The following is a 21005-nucleotide window of genomic DNA, read 5'->3' on the forward strand; positions in this document are numbered from 1 at the left end:
CGTTTTTTTAACTTTATTTAGAATCGGTAAATTCTGTGATTTTGACTATCCCAATTTATGTTGACTGAAGTTATTCTTTATTCAATAAATCAAAAAGGCTAATATGTAATGCATCACATACTTTTAATAATGTTAAAAAACGAAAATCCTCTTTACCATTTTCCATATCACTAATTTTTGACCTATCCATTTTTGGTATTTTCTCAGACAGTTGTTCTTGGGTCAAATTTAATTCTAATCGTCTTTCCTTAATTTTTGCACCAACATATTTATATGTTTTTAGATATTTGTCCGTCATTATAAGTAAAATATTTGTGGTTTATTTGCCACATTTAAGAATTATTATTATATTTGCTTTAAAGATTTGATAATTAAGCCACAGAGGCATTAATTGACGATATTTTCTCGTTCCGCAAAAAGACCAAAAACCAACGAGAGGATCGTGAAATCGCTCCATGTTTAAAAAGTTTATTAACTTTGCATACGCATGTGGGCGGTTCTCACGTTAACTTTCAATGGAAATCATTAATTAAAAATTAATGATGGGCTTGGTCGCCCAGCGGATTGAAAGTGTGAGACCGCTCCTTGCTTTTTTACAAGGAAACTCTTCATACAGAAAACATCGTTCTATACCAATATTTAAAAAAGTTAATATGAGAACGAAATTATCCACCCCTCCAACTAAGGAACCGTCAGGTTAACCCTCTATTTTCAATAAAGACCATCAGCTCTATACCTAACATTAATGTGAGGTATGTTTCAATATGGATTTACAAAATACGCCTGCCACTAAATTTGGTCTTCTTTTAAACTCGCACCTTAAAAGTAGTATTTTGTTCTATAACTGCCAAATTCTGATTCTTCAAAGGTAAAAGAACATTGGTATAGAGCTGTTTTTCAGAATAAAAACATTCAAACATTCATATCAATCAAATTTTGCCTGTGGTAAGGGGAAGTGTATTTATATTTTCCCTGCTCAGGTAAGAAAACAAAAACCATTAATTAGCCTGTGAGAATGTCAAAAATTAAAATTTAGACAAAAATTGGTAAAGTCCAATAAATAAATTTTGACAGTATTACATAGAAAAGTCTATCAAACTCCCTATATCACAAAATTACACAGGATAGGAAGAGTGGCCAGATTAGTTATGTATTAGAGTATGAGAGTTACAATGGGTGTACAACCATTGCGGGAGCAATCCTTATTTATGAAATCTTTCTCGTCTTATCGACCAGACTTTTTGCACTTAGCAAGGGGAATATAGTTATGAGGTATATTTTCCCTGCTTTTTCAAAATACAATTCTACCTGCCTATGATATACCAATAACTTTGTATTCATCATTGGAACACTACCAATGCATCTTTAAGCGTGAAAAAACAAACTCTTCCAGCACCTCGTGAAGTAGCATTTACATAAAGTGAGGAAGAGTAATCAGAAATAGTTTATTTAAACTCATCAAAAGTATGAAAAATTTCTTTTGCAGGGGGCGTGTGTCCCTTATTTTAGCAGTGATAGTAGCTGCCTTGGCATATTCACAAAAAAAAACTCTGAAAATAGGTGATGCTTTGCCAAGTTCTGTTTGGACAGCCCCAATGGAGGTTGTCAATCATCCACAGAAAACTATAAAATTATCCGAAGATAAAGATAAATTGATCTTACTTGACTTCTGGAATACATGGTGTAGTGCGTGCCTTACAGGCTTTCCTAAAATGGAAGAACTTCAAAAGAAGTTTAATGGCAAGATAAAAATACTGGCTGTCAGCAATCAGGACAGAGCCACTCTGGAAAAATTTTTCGCCTCTAAAAATGGACAGAGGTATAAGGAGATACTTTCCGTAGCGGGAGATAAAATTCTGCATTCTCAATTTCCTCATAAAGGAGTCCCTTATATTATATGGATTAAGGACGGAAAACTACTTAATACCACTGATGGGGCTCAGGTAAATGAAAATACCATAAATGAAGTATTAAAAGGAGAAAGTTCCAGTCTTCAGACCGTTGTATACATGAGTAGGGAAAGACCTTTAATGTTATCAGAAAGTTTCGATCAGGAGAAAGGAACCAGCCTTACAAATTATTCACTTCTTTCAAAAGGAAGGATAAGAAGTATAGGTTTCGGTTCAGGCTTCCATAGAAAAGGAAATATTGTATATGGCCGTCAGTTTACCAATCTCTCATTACTGGAGATCTTTACCGCTATTACCGATGAAATCTTTCAACAACGAAAAGAATCTTTTAGTAATAAAAGAATAGTTATAGAAGCAAAGAATGGGGCTGCACTGGATTATATAAAGAATTCCGAAGGACGTGTGGAGGATTATAATCTTTATAATTACGAATACATCGTTCCGGTATCACTATCCGATTCACTCTATCCGATGATGCTTAAAAACCTTAGCCAATTTGCAGATTATTCCGCCAGTATAGAAAAAAGGAAGGTAAAATGTCTGATTCTTAGAAGAACCTCGCAAAAAGATAAGATTGCCACCAAAGGGGGTGAAATGAAATATAGATTTTCAACCTCAGAATCAGACTTACAAAATATTTCTATGTATGCTTTTGTCAACAGTATTAATGGAATTCCTGAAATAAAACTGCCCATTATTGATGAAACAGGATATACAGGAAATATGGACTTAAAGCTATTGGATATTTCAGATCCTGTCTCTTTAAGCAAAGCGCTTTCAAAATATGATCTTGATCTCATTGAGGCTGACAGGGATATAGATGTACTTGTCATTAAGGATAAATCATAAAGAGACTACCCACTATTCTTTAGCCCTCAATAATAAAACTCTAATAATATACTATGAAAAAAATACTCATGCCATTGATACTATGCAGTAGTATATCACTTATGGCTCAACATACTATTTCCGGACAAGTATTTGATGAATTAAGCAAAGTCCCACTAAAAAATGTTACCATAGCTTTAAAAAATAGCAGTACCGCAGTAATCACAGATAGTAATGGCTTTTTCAGGCTTGAGACAAAAGAAAACAAAATTGAAGTTATAGCTTCAGTTCTGGGATATGAATCCAAAACCATAGAATTAAACCTTCCTCAAAGTATACCCGTAAAAATTATGCTAACAGCTAAGTTTACGGATATAGAAGCTGTAAATATAGCCACCGGATATCAGAAAATTTCAAAGGAAAGAGCCACGGGATCTTATTCTCATGCAGATAACAAACTTCTAAACCAACAGGTTGGCACCAATGTTTTGGATCGTCTCTCCAATATGATAAGCGGAGTAACAATAGACAGGGGAACCTCAGGAACTCCTCAATTGATGATTCGGGGTATCAGTACAATCAATGGTCCTAAATCACCATTGATTGTCGTAGACAATTTTCCTTATGAGGGAGACATTGGTAATATCAATCCCAATATGGTTGAAAGTATTACGGTACTAAAAGATGCATCTGCGGCAAGTATTTGGGGAGCGAGAGCTGCCAATGGGGTTATTGTCATTACAACAAAGAGTGGGAAATTCAGCCAGCTACTGTCACTAGAGTTCACAGCTAATACAAGCATAAGCCCAAAACCTGATTTCAATTACCTAAAGACCATTTCATCATCAGATTTTATAGATGTTGAAACGGAACTCTTTAAAAGAGGTTACTATGATAGTGATATTAACTCTTCATCACATCCGGCTTTATCTCCGGTGGTAGATCTACTGAACAAGCAGAGAAAGGGGCTTATGAGTGAGGAGGAAGTTAACCGTCAGATTGGGGTTTTAAGGAATATTGATGCCAGAGATCAGTACAGACGGTATATGTATCTGCCTTCTGAAAAAAGACAGTACTTTTTAAACATTGCAGGTGGAGCCCCAAAATTTTCATGGACATCCGGAATTGGATATGATGACAACAAAGGAAATCTTGGAGAGAAATATACCAGAACCAATCTTCGTTTCCAGAATACGTGGCGTCCTATAAAACAATTAACTGTAAATACCGGAATATATTATACAGATACCCGTACAGAGAGTGGGCGCATAAGCTATGGAGGGATTACAATGGCAAGAAACTCAGCAGTGCCCTATATGCAGCTGGCAGACAGCGAAGGTAATCCGAGTATAGTGACAAAGGGCTATGATCAGAATTATAAAGATAGTTTTGGATCAGGAAAGCTTTTAGATTGGAATTATTATCCACTTTTAGACTGGCAGAATGACTCTGCAAAGACTAATGGAACGGAAGTGATGATTAACGCTTCTGTTAATTATAAAATTCTAAGAGGACTTGAAGCCGAATTCAAATACCAGTATCAGAGACAGAATGATATTACAGAAAGCCTTCATAATTCACAAAGTTACTTTGCCAGAAATTATGTAAACAGTTTTGCGCAGATAGATACCAACGGAAACACAAATTTTATTGTTCCAAAGGGCGGGATTTTAGATAAGTCAGGAACATTAACCATTATCAATAATGTAAGAGGGCAATTAAACTATACAGGTAAATGGCATAAACACGGCGTCACAGCAATTGCAGGAGCAGAGAGCCGTGATGCGGTAAGAAGCTACGAATATAACCGTTACTATGGGTATAATGAAAACAGTATGGCTTCCAGTAGTGTTGATTATACCCGGCAGTATACACTTCTTCCTACGGGTAGTATGGAATTTATCCAAAGGGGGCAATCCCTTGGAAAGAGAACGACTCGTTTTGTTTCTCTGTTTGCAAATGCTGCCTATACTTTTGATAACAAGTATACTATTTCGGGAAGCTTTCGCAGGGATGCCAGCAATTTGTTTGGGTTAAATACCAATGACCAGTGGAATCCCTTTTGGTCAGTGGGAACGCTATGGGAAATTTCCAAAGAGAATTTTTATCACGCAGAATGGCTTCCTTATTTAAAATTGAGAGCATCTTATGGATTTAATGGAAATATAGATCCTGCAATGGTCGCTGTAAGTACCATCGCTTTTGATACGGATAAATCCCGTTACACCGGAACATCAGTGGCTCGTTTTGACAATTATTTTAATCCAAGGCTGCGTTGGGAAACTTCCAGAATGATTAATGCAGGGGTAGATTTCTCTTCTCGAAACAGCAGAATAAGTGGCTCTGTTGAGTATTTTACTAAAAAAGGAACCAACCTTTTTGGCCCCAGACAAATGGATTACACAACAGGTATAGACTATATGCTTTCCAATGTAGCAGAGACAAGCGGACATGGAATAGACGTTGAACTAAAGACCATGAATATTGACAGAGCAGTAAAATGGAATACTATTCTAAACTTCAGTACTTACAGAGATAAGGTCACAAAATATTATCTGGCAGATCCTCTGGCGAGCCAATTCATAGGGAATGGCTCTTCCGTACCCATATCGGGAGTAGAGGGATTACCTGTCTATTCTATATTTGCGTATAAATGGGCTGGATTAGATCCTAAAACCGGAGACCCGCAGGGGTATCTTAACGGACAGGTCAGTAAGGATTATTCCCAAATGGTGGGTGTAGGTACTTCAGTTCAGGATTTAGAATTCTACGGTTCAGCGGTTCCTACGGTCTATGGCTCATTTGTGAACTCCTTTAGCTACAAAAACTTTAGTATGGATATAGGTATTTCTTACAAGTTTGGATACTGGTTTAGAAGAAATTCAATAAACTATACCAACTTATTTACCAGCTGGACTGGACATAGTGATTATGCCTTCAGGTGGCAAAAAGAGGGTGATGAAGCCTTTACCAATGTACCATCCAATAATTATCAGAGTGATGCTAACAGGGATGCATTCTATAGCGGATCAAGTATACTTGTTGAAAAAGGAGATCATATACGATTACAATATATCAACCTCACATATACTTTTGACAAAGCTCTTTTCGGGTCTCCTGTTTTTGAAAACCTGAGTGTATTTGTGAACCTAAGCAACCTGGGGATTTTATGGAGGGCTAATAAAAGTGGAATAGACCCGGATTATAATCTTGGGCTTAATGGATTAAGACCTCCGGCTGTTTATACAATAGGGCTTCGTGCCAAATTCTAACCTGATTATTTCAATACAATATTATTATGTTATGAAAGAAACATTAAAAAAAATATTTGGATTTTTATCTGTATTAGTAGTGTTAACGGGCTGTAGCAGGTTTTTAGATGAAAAATCTGACTCACAGCTGGCTACTCCTCAAACCCTTGAAGATAATCAGGCATTATTGGATAGGATAACAGATGTATTGGGAGATTTTGCTTCCAGTGGGATGACTTCCTCTGATGAATTTTATTTATCAGATAGCGATTATAACGCCTTGGAATATAATGAAGATAAAAGATTGTATACATGGCAGCCTGATTATGTGTCGACCAATCAAGGGGTAGGAAATGACTGGTATTCTTGTTACAAGGCTATTTATGTAAGTAATGCAGTGCTTGACAATTTGGAAACCTATCATATTTCAGGAGCTGAGAATGTAAAAGGTCAGGCATTAGCACTGCGTGCCATACGCTATCTGGATGCTGCGCAGATATGGTGTGTGGCTTATAATGAGGCAACCGCAGGACAGGATTTAGGTTTACCACTCCGGTTAGATTCTGATATGAACCAGACTTCGGTAAGGTCATCGGTTAAACAGACTTATGATCAGATTTTAAAGGATTTAACTCAGGCTGTGGAATTACTGCCTGTAAAGCAGATAGCTGCCAGCAGACCCTCAAAGATTACAGCACTTGGGTATTTGGCAAGAACTTATTTATATATAGGAGATTATGAAAAAGCTTTACAATATGCCTTACAGGCATTAGAACTGCAAAATACTTTAATGGATTTTAATACACTAAAATCATCAGATACTTATCCTATTAAGGATATGAACGCTGAAGTTTTATTAAGAACTACAATGCGTATCTCAGGACCTGTACGTTTTACAGTAGCTAAGGTTCCATTAAATTTATTTCAATTATATCATGAAAATGATCTTAGAAAACTTATTTATTTTAGGGTAAACCCTAATGGAGATATTATCTTTAAAGGAAACTACACAGGAGGTTCTTCGGGGAAAATGACCAGCGTTGCAGTGGATGAGCTGTATTTGATCGCAGCAGAATCTTATGCTCAGACTGGTGATGTTACCAAATCTATGAAAATGCTTAATGATCTTCTAATCACCAGATGGAAAGCCGAAACATTTATCCCTTTTGTTGCTAATTCCAAAGAAGAGGCATTACAGCTTATTAGGAAAGAGAGACAAAAGGAGCTATTGTTTAGAGGGATTCGCTGGGCGGATTTGAAAAGATACAACCGTGATGGAGCTAATATTACCTTAACAAGAACTATTGAAAATAAACAATACTCTTTACCACCTAATGATCCTCGTTATGCTATAGCTATTCCGGAGGAAATTATTAAATTGTCGGGGATGCCACAGAATCGCAGATAGAATAATAAATTGCTATTAAGTATAATAAACTGGCTTGAAAAATTAAAGGTTGGCAATTTTGCCAACCTTTGTTATAAATTAAGGTCTACGATCCATACTGATCGAAAGTACCTGAGCATTTGTCTTACCGGAAAGTGCGGTGTTTGGGGATATAACCAAAAAATAAGGCTTAGTACTATTACTGTATACCTGTGTCTTCTGAAATAATCTATACATTTTCAGAGAGCGTTTTTTTAAGCAAAATACAGGAACTTATTATACGATTATACAGAGAAACGAAAATGACAGAAATACTACCAAACAGCTACCCTGTTATTCTTTAATTTCGGAATTGCACTCATCCGTATTTCGGATTTGTACTCATTCGGAATTCGGAATTGCGCTCGCTAAAGTTAAGAAATTGTTAAAATTGGAATTTTTATGAGTCCAATTTCGGAATTGCACTCATTTAGGTATTGTAAAGCCTTTGAAAATTGTAGATAAGGTAAAAATAACAGAAGAAAATAAAATCAGATTCGGAATTGTACTCATCTGGTAAAAGCTGTTTTTTCGGAATTGCACTCATTTATGTTTCGGAATTGCGCTCATGGAGAATTCGGAATTGTACTCATTCCAGATTGAATATGGATGCTTTGTCATAAGGGGATGTGGTTAATCACTAAAAGTATATTAAAAGTAATTAAAAGTCTTTTTTTATTTAAAAGGAAAAGAGACGGGAAAATTTGCATTGAAAAAAGAAAAAATGAACTGTAAAGAAATAAAAAAGAATATCGGAATTAAAAGGGTTTTGGAATCCTTCAATCTGTTTCCGACAAAGGAGAACATTCTTTTATTAATCTGTCCATCAATATAGTTTAATTCCTTCCATGATTCACTTTAAATAATTACAACCTGCGTAAAAATTACCCACCTATTTCTCTAACCTGAGTGATTTTTAACCACCCTGTTGTGGAACGTGAGTGAAAAAGTAACAGGTTGCGTCCAAAAATGAGTAAAATAGATATAGGTTAGCAGAGAACCTGCGTAATTCTTATCACTCAGGTCTTATTTTAATAATTCATAGTCTTTTTATGTGATAGTCATTTCTGAGGGTATTATTAAAATAACTGCCGTACCAAAAAAATCTCTGATAAATAAAAGAGACTGCTCCGATCAGGACAGTGTAAACTTTTTTCAGGACTAGACACATTTTTAAAATAATTACAGCCTGCATAAAAATTACCCACCTATTTCTCTAACCTGAGTAATTTTTACCCATCTTACTATAGAACATGGGTGAAAAAGTAGTAGGCTATGACCAAGGGTGAGTAAAATAGATACAGCTTCATGAATAGCCTGCGTAAAAATTACGCAGGTCTTCCCGCCATAATTTGCCGTCTTTTTTTCTTTCAATAACAAGAAATCTCAGATTAAATCATAATTATAACATGTTAGCTGTTCTGTTTTTACTTTTTTAGAGCTCTGAAAATTATGCGGTTTTTTTCTAGCAAGATGTGTCTTTGTACGTACAAACTTTTCAAGTTTTCCCTACAAAGACTCTCTTGCCTTTTTTGCAAAAAGGTGGAAAAACTTCGGAACTCAGTTTTTTTATTTTGGGAAAATCAGATACAATATTCCAGATTAACCCAGTATATTCTTTTTTAATCTTTATATATTCCAGATGAGTCCAGATTCATCTTATTTAGGCCAAGTCCCTTATATACTATTGTTTTCAGGATTATTATGCCTCAATTTTACAAAGAAATTCTAAGCTGATTATTATATGCAAACGAAGAATAATGGAAAAGAAGAACGTATTTTCATAAGAATTCAAAAATACCGGAAAGAAAACTGGAAAAAGCTTTGTTCCAAACGACAAATTTCTTTGAGCAGTTTAATTATTGACTCCGTGGAGGGTAGAATTTTTGATGATGAAAGGAGAAAAATATTGGCATTTATTGAAAAACAGGACAATATTTTTGCAAAGGTCGAAAACAACATTAATCAGATAGCTAAAATAGCCAATATTCAAAAATTTATAAGTAAAGGGGAGCTAAAAAGTTTCAGTGAAAATTTGAAAACAATCATTGAACTAAAGGAACACCAAAACGTAATTTTCACAAAAATCTATTCGTTAATCGTAATGTGTAATAGACCTAGTTTCAAATCCAGCTAATGATAGGCTGTAACAAATTTTATCTGTCTACCTATAAATATATGTAATTGATAACATGAACAGTTTATATTAGAAATTTACTCAGCTTTTGCTGTGATAAAGTGAAGTGTATTGATAAAATCTATTCAAATGTCTGGAGAATCGTAATTCTTCGGGTTATATTAACTATCTGCTGTTTCACAATCCATCCATTAAATTAAATAGGAAGTTAAGTAATCACTCTGGATTTCGTAGGAAAATTGAAGCCTGATGAAAAGATAAGATAATTTTTTTAAATTGAAATACAATGATGTTTGTACACTTTCTATGCATGGTTCTAAAGATTTCTTAATTAACCTAATATATTATCAAATCTTATTATATGAAACTTACACCTCAGGTTGATGAGATTAAAGTTTTTACTAAACGGCATAAAAATACTGTTAGAAAAGATATATTTTATATATTTTTGTATATTACGAATTTTCTATTTATGGAAATAACAAATGAACTAAAGGCTATAGATTTTTTTTGCGGTGCAGGAGGAGTAACTTGTGGTTTTGGAGAAGTAGGAATAAAAGTGCTCGCAGGAGTTGATATTGATCCTAAATTTCAAGATACATACGTAAAAAATAATCATGCAATTTTTATTAATGAGGATGTTTCAAATTTGGCTCCAGAAGACTTGACTAAATATGTTGAAGTTAAAAAGAATGATAATAATCTAATTTTTGTAGGGTGTAGTCCATGTCAGTATTATTCTAATTTAAAATCTGATAAAACGAAATCCCAAAAGAGCAGATTATTACTTGAGGATTTTAAAGAATTTGTTCTTCATTATAGACCTGGTTTTGTTTTCATTGAAAATGTTCCTGGTTTGGAAACAAAAGTAGGAAGTCCAATACATAATTTTAAAAAATCTCTAAGAAAGGAGGGGTACGTTTTTGATCAGAAAGTTGTTAATGCAAAATATTTTAACGTTCCTCAAAATAGAAGACGTTTTATTTTAATAGCCTCAAGACTTAATTCTGAGATTAAATTACCTTTACAAGATAAAAAAAAGGATAATATAATGACAGTGAAAAAAGCTATTGGTAATGAAAAGCTTTTTCCAAAAGTTGAAGCAGGTTTTATTGATAATTCAATATATATGCATACCGTTTCAAGAGTTAGCGATTTAAATCTACAAAGATTAAAACATACACCTAAAGATGGTGGTTCTAGAAAAAATTGGGAGCATAATAAAGATTTACAATTAGAATGCTATAAGGAGCATGATGGTCATTACGATGTTTACGGAAGAATGTATTGGGATAGACCTGCTCCAACTATTACAACAAGATTTATATATACAAGCACGGGGCGTTATTCACATCCAGAGCAAGATAGAGCTATTTCCTTAAGAGAAGGTGCTACATTGCAATCATTTCCTTTAAATTATAACTTTTACTCTTCTAACAAAGGTACTGTAGCGACAATGATCGGTAATGCAGTTCCTCCCAAATTAGCTAAAGCTATTGGGGTAACAATTTTTGAACATTGGAAATTATGGCGCAATTCAAAACAAGAGCAAGAGCAATAGATCTACTAGGGAGACAGCAGATTGCAGGAATTCCCACGGCAATTAACGAACTTTTCAAAAATGCTCATGATGCTTATGCTGATCATGTAGAAGTTGATTATTTTAGAAAAGAGCAACTCTTTATATTGAGAGATGATGGTCTTGGTATGACCAAAGATGATTTTGAAAAAAGATGGTTGGTTCTAGCCACAGAAAGTAAGTTTGCTAATCATAAAACGCCTCCACCACCCACCGCTTTAAATAAAGCCCTAAGACCCATAATGGGAGAGAAGGGCATTGGTAGATTGGCAATTGCATCAATAGGGAAACAAGTTTTAATTTTATCAAGAGCAGAGAGAGAAGGAAAACTGATGCCCTTGATAGCTGCCTTTATAAATTGGGGAGTATTTGAATGCCCGGGAATTAACTTAGACCAAGTTTTTATTCCCGTTATTGAACCTGAAAACAATTTTTTAACGGTTGAAGAAATCGAAAATATGAAATTGTTAGTGATTGAACATCTACAAAAAATTGCTGATAATAATGATATTGAATATAAGGATTTTATCAAATTAAAAGATGAAATAAATTCTTTTAATTGTGATCCTTTTGAATTAATGGATTGGTTACCAAATAATTTAACATTAACTGAAAAATCAGGAACACATTTTTATATTTCGCCTTGCGATGATAATTTAAATGCAAATATTGATGGAGATAAAGAGGTAAGAGATGAAGCTTCAAGCTTAGAGAAGATGCTTATTGGTTTTACAAATACAATGACACCAGATCATCCAAAACCTAATATCGAAACAGCTTTTAGAGATTACAGAGGAGATGATGGGATTTACTATGATCTGATTGGTGAGGAATCGTTTATTAGTCCTGCCGAGTTTAAAATTATGGACCATCATTTTAAAGGTGAGTTTGACGAATTTGGACAATTTGTTGGGAATGTGAAGGTTTATGATAATGATTTTGATAATCATAAAATAATATGGTCTGGAAATAATTTTAGAAAAACTTCTTGTGGAAAATTTTCGATTGAAACCGCATACTTACAAGGAGATCTAAAACAATCATTATTAGAACAGGGATTGTATAGTCCAATCAGGAGTAAATTAGATCGTTATGGAGGTTTATATATCTATCGAGATGGAATAAGGATATTGCCTTATGGAGATAATAATTTTGATTTTTTAGATATTGAAAAAAACAGATCAAAGAGTGCAAGTTATTATTTCTTTTCCTATAGAAGAATGATTGGTATTGTGGACATCTCAAAAGCAGAGAATCCAGAGCTTATTGAAAAAGCCGGGCGTGAAGGATTCATAGAAAACAAAGCTTACCGTCAATTAAGAGATATCTTAAAAAATTTTTTTGTACAACTTGCTAATGACTTTTTCAGGGAAAAAGGCAATGGTGACTTTACATCGACTTTCTTAACAATAAGAAAAGAAAGAGAAAAAATGTACAAAGCTAAAGAGCAAAGAGAAAAAAGAGCAAAAGAAAGAAAGGATAAGTTTTTAGGAGAAATAAATACTTTTTTTGAAAGTGTTCAATCTGGTGATCTACAAAATAGTATCGACGAAATTTTACATTCTACTGAAAAAAATATGGGATCAATAGCTTATATAGCTGATCCTGATGAAGCAAGTCAAAAACTTATTGATTATGAGTTTGAAGGTAGAAAAAAGTTAACCGAATTAAGAGTTAAAAATAAAGTTATGGCTCCAAGAGCTTTTAGCCTTACAAGAGAACAACGAAGAAATTGGGAATCATATTTAGAAGAATACAGTCGAATCAGTAACGAATATTTTAATAACGCTGATAAGAAAATTGAAGAATTATTAAACAAATTTCAGCACGAACTTAATATTGAGATAAGTAGACGGAAAAGAATTGAAAAGCATGTTGATTTAATTTCGGAAGAAGCTAAAGACACTACAAAGAAAAGGTTTGATGAAGCAAGAAACATTGCTGAGGAAATATCGTTTAAAGTACGAAGATTGACCCAAGAATTAATGGGAGATCTTGAACAAAAAATAAGACAGACCAAAATAGGTTTAACAGATATTAAATTAGCCAATACGAGTGATGTTGACATATATGAAGAGATAAAACAAATAGAAATGCCAATAATTGAGGAAAAAGATTATGCAAATTCTATTTTAGAAAATATTATACATCAATTAGATAATATTTATTGGGAGAAAGATGAATCTGGACGTATTGTAACTAATGCTCAAATCACAGAAGCTATTGAAGAAGAATTGGAAGAAGCCAAAGAGAAAATGTTTGCTGACATTGAGTTAACACAGCTTGGTTTAGCTGTAAATATTGTACATCATGAATTTAATAGTACTGTAAATTCTTTAAGAAATGGTATTCGAGATTTACAACGATGGGCGGACGTGGACAATAAAATAGACTCGACTTACAGAAACATCAGAACCAATTTTGAACATTTAGATACCTATTTATCTCTTTTAACACCTCTTAATCGTAGATTGTATAGAAAGGAAGAAAATATAAAAGGAGAAGAAATATATTTATTCCTTTTAGATGTTTTTAGAGGTAGAATTGATAGGCATAATATTAACTTGAAGAGAACAAAGGCATTTTCCGATATTAAATTCAAGGGATACCGTTCCCAGTTCTACCCCGTATTTGTAAACCTTGTTGACAATGCAATTCATTGGCTTAAACAGACAACGGATGATCACGAAAGAATTGTAAGATTACATGCAGATATGAACAAAAATATTTTTTATGTTTCAAATAACGGGCCGGAAATTACTGTTGCTGATTATGAAAATATTTTTGAATTTGGTCAATCCAAGAAAAATAATGGCAGAGGAATGGGGTTATATATATCAAAAGAAGTTTTACGCTCTGCCGGATATACTATTTATGTGGGAGAACCGAGAAAAGATATGAAAGTAACCTTTGTTATCTCACCAATAAACCAAGATGAAAAATGAGTGAAAATTATTTTGAAGAATCAATTGACGTAGCTGATAATTTCATAAAAACTATTTGTTTTGTTGACGACCAGCCTTTTTTTAATGATGCTGAAGATCCTATAAATGGAGGGATCGATCATAGAATTAATGCAGATATTATCACCAAAGTATTTGCGAAAAAGGGGAAATCATGCTCATTTTTCAAATATAATAACATTGAAGATGAAGATACCGTTTTAACATTAGCGAAAAATTGTGATGTTACTGTATTAGATTGGAAAATTATCATGGAACCATCCGAACAAAATGGAAAAGAGGTTAAAAAAGTTTTATCTGAAGAGGAGTTAGAAGAGGATGTTGATGAAGATGAGTCAAGAGGAATTTATGCAATAAGATTAATAGAGAAAATTTTAGGTGAGAATCATAGAACTCCGAAATTACTCATAGTTTTTACAGCAGAATATGATACAGAAAAAATTGTTATTCCTATTAGGAGAAAACTTGATGAGTTAGGTATTGCTTACGAAGAAAATGAAGATGAATTATATTTTCATAACGATAAGATAAGACTCTCAATTTACTTTAAGCTACCTGAAGATCATAAACATATTTCTGAAGAAGTTAAAAGAAAAGAGGTTAATTTAGAAAAATTACCAGAAATAATAAATTCTGAATTTGCACAATTAACCAATGCATTAGTACTACAAGCAGCGATTAGGGCAATTTCTGAGGTTAGAAATAATACTTATAACTTATTAGAATCGTATAACAGAAAACTTGACCCAGCATACTTAACACATCGATCATTATTACCAACCCCGGATGATGCAGAAGACCAGCTATTAGAAATTATAGGTAGTGATATCAAAAGTTTAATAAAGGAAAGTGAAATTAATTCAATTATTAAGACACGAGCACTTCCATTATTTTTAAAGGATCAATACAGGGATGCAAGTTATCCATTTGTGCTCGATAATAGAGAACAGCTTGCAAACCTCGATCCACCAGAAAATATTAATATTGACACTTTGCATTCCATAGTTTTACATGGAGTAGAAAAAACTTTTTATAAAAAAGAAATTCCATTTGAAGAAAATGTATTATTTTCAAAGATCTGTCATAAGAATCTTACAAATACTTTTGCTAACGATGCGGACGAAGCAAAAATGAGTGACATAAAATTCTCAATTCTCACTACAATAAAACCAAGGTATTTGATTTCTAATTTTACAATGACATTAGGGACTATCTTGAAGGAAGAGAGAAAAGAAAGCTATTGGCTTTGTGTTCAACCTAAATGTGACTCTGTTAGAATTAGTCAAAGAAAAAGATCATTCCTTTTATTAAAATTAAATGCTGTTGAACCGCCGAAAAAGTTTCATTTTGTTGTTAAAGTGGATGGTGAGTTTAAATTTTTCAAAATTAATTATAAAATCTACGACTCACAATTAGTAGATTTTATTACTCATGAAAATGGTAATGTTTGCTCATTTGAAAGTGATTCCCAAATCAAGTTTAAAAGAGGAGATAATAAAGATATGTTATGGATAGGCGAATTAAAGAATGACTTTGCTCAGAATGTAAGTAATTCTTTAGCTTTTGAACTTTCACGGGTTGGATTAGACTTATCTGAATGGCTTAGAAGATGGTCTGGGAATTAAAAATTTAAAGAATGTACGAGCTAGATCAATTAATAAATACAGTAAAAAGAATAAAAAATTCTGGAAGTGTTCAAAAATATATAGATTTTATTCAGTTCCCATTTTATAGAAATCTTGAATTAAATACAAAAATCAATTTTGAATTCCCACTAACTGTTTTTATTGGTCAAAATGGTTGTGGTAAGTCTTCCTGTTTACACGCTTTATATGGAGCCCCTCGCAGAACAACTCCTTATGAATTTTGGTTTGATACAAGTGTAGACCCAATAGAATATTATGATGATCAGAAAAAGAGACATTCTTTTTGGTACAGGTTTAAAGGAGATGATAATTCTTATAAAGAGGTAGTCAAGGCAAGGATAAGAAGAAGTAATGACCCTAATTATTGGGAAACTAGCCGCCCATTAGTATGGGCAGGAATGACATCCAGAGAAGATGGGGGAAGAGATACTCCAATTGCCAAAGATGTTGTTTATATTGATTTTAGAGCTGAGTTGAGTGCTTTTGATAAATTTTTCCATTTTGGAAACAATTCAAGGACTTCAACAAGAAATAAACAGGAGTTTATCCGGAAGAAATCAAAACAGCTTCAAGATATAATTTCTGGACGAAAATCATTTGTATATACCCGAGCAGGAGCTATTAACAACCCATTAAGGGTATTAACTCAGGAAGAACTTAAGTGGATATCCTTTATATTGGGAAAAGAATATATTTCAGGAGAATATATTGAACATTCCTTTTTTAGAAATTTTGGTTATACTGTTATCTTTAACACGGGACATGCAAGATATTCGGAAGCTTTTGCAGGAAGCGGAGAAATTGCCGTAGTAAAGTTAGTCCTTAAAATTTTAGAAGCTCAAAATTATTCTCTCATTTTGCTTGATGAACCGGAAGTTTCATTGCATCCGGGAGCTCAAGAGAGATTGAAAATTTTCTTATTAGAGCAAATAAAACTTAAGAAACATCAAATAATTCTGACAAGCCATTCTCCCTCATTAGTAAATGGATTACCTAAAGAAGCTATTAAAGTATTTTATCAAAACCCTAATAATAAAAGATTTCTAGTAAAGGAAAATCTTTCACCTGAAGAAGCATTTTATCATATAGAGTTTCCTTTGCTTAGGAAAAAGGAAATTATAGTAGAAGATACTTTAGCTCAAGAAATACTTTCGGCCGTTCTCTCAGAACTAGGATTTGAGACAAGGAATATGTTTAATATTAAATTCAATCCGGGCGGAGAAAGTGTTATTAAAAAAGAATTCATACCTGTTTTTTGTAGAGAAAATAATAGTTCAAATTATATATTTTTTGATGGTGATCAGAAACCCAATAATAGTCATTATAATTGGACTACTTTTGCTGTATCTGACTTAACAGTTGATTTTTTAAAATCTAAAATACGAGAACAAACGAGTGAAGAAATAAAATTCTCTGTAGATAGCTTAGGAAATACTGGCAATGAACAACAACAAATAGATTTACTTAAAAAGTATTTAGAATATTATAATAGGAATGTGTTCTATTTACCTAAAAATACTCCTGAAGAAGTAATTTGGAATGAAGAATTTTCGAGTATGATGGCGCAATCTGTATTAGATAATTCAAAATTTTCCCAATATATACAAGATTGTAATGCTGTTAACAGCTTTAAAGAGAAGTTTTCTATATACACAAAATATATGATGGGAAATAATACTTCTGAAGATATTTTGAATACTCAAAAAATATTTATCCAGAGGTGGGTAAATGCTAAAAATAATGATTATCAAAGCCTGATTGAAACTATTAATTCCATAATTGACAATGGCTGATATCTATTCTTCCGAGAAAAAATCAGATATTATGTTTAAAATTTCTGGGAACGAAACGGAGCTGAAAATTTTAATTCGGACGTATTTGTTTTCAAAAGGTTATTAGTTTCGGAAAAACGATAAAATGCTTTCCTAGTTGTTCAAATGTTGTGCTTTCAAAGTATAAAACAATAATATTTGCTCATGGATCTTTTAGTATGGACTTAGTATTTTGTGGAGACAAAAATAAAAAAAGAAGTCAAAGATAGGGAGCTTCCGAGTCCAACTACTAAATTTTGTCAAGGTCAGGCCCTAACGGGTTTTTAGAAAAAGTTTTTATGTATATAAAAATACACAAAAACTTTTTCCAAAAAACCTTGACACAACACCCCACTCCCTTAAAAGAGGACTTTCTTTTCTTCTTTTTTTCGGTTTTTTCTTCGCTTTCTTTTAAAAATATTTCAGCAGAGTAGATATGGAGCAGAAAATTATGTTAAAATATCCAGTGTGATACTTACTGGATTAAAAGAATCCCCAAAAGACCAATGAAGTTTTAGGATTTGTATTCAGGGTTTTATATTTTTCTTTATAATATAAGGAAGGAGATAAATATTTTCCTATATTTGATATAATAAAACGAATCAAAAACCTACATTTCAAAAGTGAGTAATTCGGTGAGTAGCTGAAACTTAATTTCAGAAAATGTCGATAAAAAAAGAGATTTAGAGAATAGGTGGTTTTACCTCACTCTCCGCAGAATAAAAAAAGCATTGAGAAATCAAGGCTTTTTTTGTTTTTATAATGTAAAGTTAAAAGTACTCTTATTTTTCTCCTGTTATTTACTTACATGATCAATTGCTGAAAAGAAAAATCGGGTTGTTGCATTAATATTTCATTTTCGCAGGATTCCAATTGTGCTTTGCCTGCATAGATGAACATTTGCTGTTCATAGTCATTAATAGCTGCTTGTATAGTTTCGAACTTTCCGTTTGTAAGATTCTCAGATAATACAAGAGCATCTACAAGTCCTGTGTTTACACCCTGACCAGCAAACGGAGGCATTAAATGTGCTGCATCTCCAATAAGTGTAATTGGTAAAGGACGGTTGTCTTTCCATGGTTTTTCGAGTGGGAATTTTCTTATCGGTAAGCTTCGGAAATTTGGGGTGGACTTTAATAGTTGTTTATAAAGCTCATTCCAGCGCATAAATCTATTTAAAAGGAATTCGCGGATACTTTCTGTGTCCTGTAAATTTGTAGTGGTGATATCCTGTGGATCCGGCCTTTTTAAAATTATACCATAAGATAGTTCGTTGTTATTACAGGGATTTACAACCAATAAATGACCTTGATATGATGTCATTGTTCTGTTACCATTGCAAAACTGGAGGAACTCAGCTGCATTTAGTTCGGGTTGTGGAATATCACCTTGGATAATCATCGTTCCAGTGTCTTCAACAAGAGTATCTGTTACATACTTCCTTATTTTAGACATACCACCATTTGCTTCAATTACAAAATCAGCAAACGCATGGGTCCCATTCTCAAAATGTAACAACCACTTACCATGCATAACTTCAATATCAATGCATTTTCGATCCCATATAACAGTATTCTCAGTTAAGCTGTCCAAAAGCATTGTCCTTAGTGTATTTCGGTTAATTTCAGGGTTGTAATGCTGATTCTCCAACGTGATCTGTTTTACAGATAAGACATTTCCTTTTTGATCGGTAATTGTTGCTCCCATTGGTGTTGCCAGGGCAAAGTATTTATCTAATAATCCTGCTTCTTTAAGAGCTTTTTGACCTGAATCTTTATGGATGTCGAGAGTTCCTCCCCAAATTCTTGTTTTAGAATCTTTATCTCTTTCATAAACATTTACATCAACTCCTTTTTGTTGTAATAACTTTGCGAAAGTTAGCCCTACCGGACCAGCTCCGATAATGGCTATTTTTTTATCTTTTAGTAACATTGTTTTATCTTAATTTTATTACGATACAAATTTGAAAGTATTATTACAGATAAAATAATTACATTAGACATGAAAATAGTCGTAAAAGACTTTTATTGAATGAAGGATATTACAGTTCCAAAAGTTATTGAGCTTTTTTCCAATTTGCTGGGAGCGGAAATAAAAAATAGAAAGTTAGATATCCCCACCAAATTTGGTAAAGGATATTGTAGAGGATTTGTTTTTAACGGACATATCCGAATGATTATAAGTAATTATGAGCTTTATGAAGATCTGACTATCAAGAATCCGGATATAGATGTCACTGGAAAGATGATATTTTTTAAATTCCAGAATATTTTTTCAAAATCAGGAATTCCTTCTGTTATGATTGGAACCAGTCGGTTGAATACTGACGATATTATTTCTATCCATTCCAATACAGCTACTATTAATATAGAAATAGATGCTCGCTATCTGGATAATTTATTCTACTCGTATGAAAAGTCTCCAATTTTAAAAGGCTTGCTACAAAATACACAGCCTTATCTTTTTGAGCAGGTACTTTACCCTTCTTTGCAGGAAATAATTAATGATATAATTACGAATAAGACTGAAGAGGTATTTGAGTTATTTTTCTTAAGAGTAAAGGCCGAAGAGCTTATTTGCAGATTGTTGATGGAATTGGATAAACGAGATGAGAAGCAACTTTATGCTCTAAATGTCCAGGATATAGAAACTATTTATAAGATTAGAGCGCTGATTATTGAAGATCTTGGAATACCTCCGGTTATTAGCGAATTATCCGCTTTTGCAGGAATGAGCCCTACAAAACTAAAACGTTTATTTAGCCAGATATTTGGGAATAGTATTTTTAGCTATTATCAGGATTTAAGAATGAAAGAAGGTGCTGTATTATTGAAAGAAAGGAAATATTCAGTTTCGGAAGTAGGGTATAAGTTAGGGTTTACAAATCTGGGGCACTTTTCCAGGTTATTTAAACAACATATTGGAATGAATCCAAAGCAATATACTATGTATAGCTGAACTTAAATTATAAGACACTAAGACGGGGACGCTCTTTAATCTTGAAAGGCTATCTGAAGAGAGTGTAATAGATATAAACGAAAAAAACCTCTTTAACAGAGGTTTTCCAAAAAGTGCTCTCGCAAATAGGAAAACCCCCATAAAGAAGAAGATTAAAATGTATGATGAATGTGAAATTGGTCGAAGTTTAATAATGTATTTTATCCTTTGCAGGTGGCTTATCATTTGTCTCAGCCACTTCAGCAACAGGATTTATTTTTTTATCACTCGTCTGTTGCTCTTTTAGATTTTTAATTATATTATCATTTGTTAATTTGGTATCATTTACGCTGGCTGTATTATTTGTAGGTGTAGACCCTCCAATTGTGCCAAGTTCTTCTGCTTCTCTACAACCTGTATTCGATAATAAAAGTACACCAGTTGCTATTAATAAGATTAACTTTTTCATAATTGATTTTATTTTATATTTGACCAGATTTTATGAAGGTCATTTCCC

At 33.1% G+C, this 21005-nt stretch carries 13 protein-coding genes; 9 read left to right on the forward strand and 4 right to left on the reverse strand.

What is annotated here, in order from left to right; genetic code table 11:
* Positions 1-70 precede the first annotated feature (70 nt).
* Complete coding sequence (locus BAZ10_RS00075) at positions 71-298, reverse strand: helix-turn-helix transcriptional regulator (RefSeq protein ID WP_078770292.1); 228 nt, start codon at positions 296-298, stop codon at positions 71-73.
* Positions 299-1466: 1168 nt separating this feature from the next.
* Between BAZ10_RS00075 and BAZ10_RS00080 the strand changes: the two genes are divergently transcribed.
* The 3 genes from BAZ10_RS00080 to BAZ10_RS00090 are packed head-to-tail and all read left to right on the forward strand — an operon-like array spanning position 1467 to position 7397.
* Complete coding sequence (locus BAZ10_RS00080; RefSeq protein ID WP_078770293.1) at positions 1467-2759, forward strand: TlpA family protein disulfide reductase; 1293 nt, start codon at positions 1467-1469, stop codon at positions 2757-2759.
* A 53-nt stretch (positions 2760-2812) separates the two neighbouring features.
* A complete protein-coding gene (locus BAZ10_RS00085; protein WP_078770294.1) occupies positions 2813-6010 on the forward strand; it encodes a SusC/RagA family TonB-linked outer membrane protein in 3198 nt (1065 codons plus the stop codon).
* A 31-nt stretch (positions 6011-6041) separates the two neighbouring features.
* On the forward strand, positions 6042-7397 hold the full coding sequence (locus BAZ10_RS00090) for a RagB/SusD family nutrient uptake outer membrane protein (protein ID WP_131828780.1): 1356 nt from the start codon (positions 6042-6044) through the stop codon (positions 7395-7397).
* Between the two features lie 78 nt (positions 7398-7475).
* Here BAZ10_RS00090 and BAZ10_RS18900 read toward each other — a convergent pair whose 3' ends face one another.
* A complete protein-coding gene (locus BAZ10_RS18900; RefSeq protein WP_165690081.1) occupies positions 7476-7613 on the reverse strand; it encodes a hypothetical protein in 138 nt (45 codons plus the stop codon).
* 1546 nt (positions 7614-9159) lie between these two features.
* Here BAZ10_RS18900 and BAZ10_RS00095 point away from each other — a divergent pair.
* The 5 genes from BAZ10_RS00095 (at position 9160) to BAZ10_RS00115 (ending at position 17533) form a co-directional block, all read left to right on the forward strand.
* On the forward strand, positions 9160-9552 hold the full coding sequence (locus BAZ10_RS00095) for a hypothetical protein (RefSeq protein ID WP_078770296.1): 393 nt from the start codon (positions 9160-9162) through the stop codon (positions 9550-9552).
* A gap of 361 nt (positions 9553-9913) precedes the next feature.
* Positions 9914-11113: a DNA cytosine methyltransferase gene (locus BAZ10_RS00100; protein ID WP_221407369.1), complete on the forward strand. Its 1200-nt coding sequence runs from the start codon at positions 9914-9916 to the stop codon at positions 11111-11113.
* Positions 11080-14076, forward strand: coding sequence for an ATP-binding protein (locus BAZ10_RS00105; RefSeq protein ID WP_078770297.1), 2997 nt, complete (start codon positions 11080-11082; stop codon positions 14074-14076). Before BAZ10_RS00100 ends, BAZ10_RS00105 begins: the two co-directional genes overlap by 34 nt.
* On the forward strand, positions 14073-15719 hold the full coding sequence (locus BAZ10_RS00110; RefSeq protein WP_078770298.1) for a response regulator receiver domain: 1647 nt from the start codon (positions 14073-14075) through the stop codon (positions 15717-15719). Before BAZ10_RS00105 ends, BAZ10_RS00110 begins: the two co-directional genes overlap by 4 nt.
* A gap of 11 nt (positions 15720-15730) precedes the next feature.
* Positions 15731-17533, forward strand: a complete 1803-nt coding sequence (locus BAZ10_RS00115; protein ID WP_078770299.1) for an ATP-dependent nuclease — start codon at positions 15731-15733, stop codon at positions 17531-17533.
* A gap of 822 nt (positions 17534-18355) precedes the next feature.
* On the opposite strand, the gene BAZ10_RS00120 is transcribed toward BAZ10_RS00115, so the two are convergent.
* Complete coding sequence (locus BAZ10_RS00120) at positions 18356-19483, reverse strand: FAD-dependent oxidoreductase (RefSeq protein WP_078770300.1); 1128 nt, start codon at positions 19481-19483, stop codon at positions 18356-18358.
* Between the two features lie 99 nt (positions 19484-19582).
* On the opposite strand from BAZ10_RS00120, the gene BAZ10_RS00125 reads away from it, so the two are divergent.
* Positions 19583-20509, forward strand: a complete 927-nt coding sequence (locus BAZ10_RS00125; protein ID WP_078770301.1) for a helix-turn-helix transcriptional regulator — start codon at positions 19583-19585, stop codon at positions 20507-20509.
* A gap of 187 nt (positions 20510-20696) precedes the next feature.
* Here BAZ10_RS00125 and BAZ10_RS00130 read toward each other — a convergent pair whose 3' ends face one another.
* Entirely contained in the window at positions 20697-20957 is a 261-nt protein-coding gene (locus tag BAZ10_RS00130; protein ID WP_078770302.1) for a hypothetical protein, read from the reverse strand.
* Positions 20958-21005: the final 48 nt, after the last annotated feature.

This window comes from Elizabethkingia occulta, assembly GCF_002023715.1.
Taxonomy (GTDB): domain Bacteria; phylum Bacteroidota; class Bacteroidia; order Flavobacteriales; family Weeksellaceae; genus Elizabethkingia; species Elizabethkingia occulta.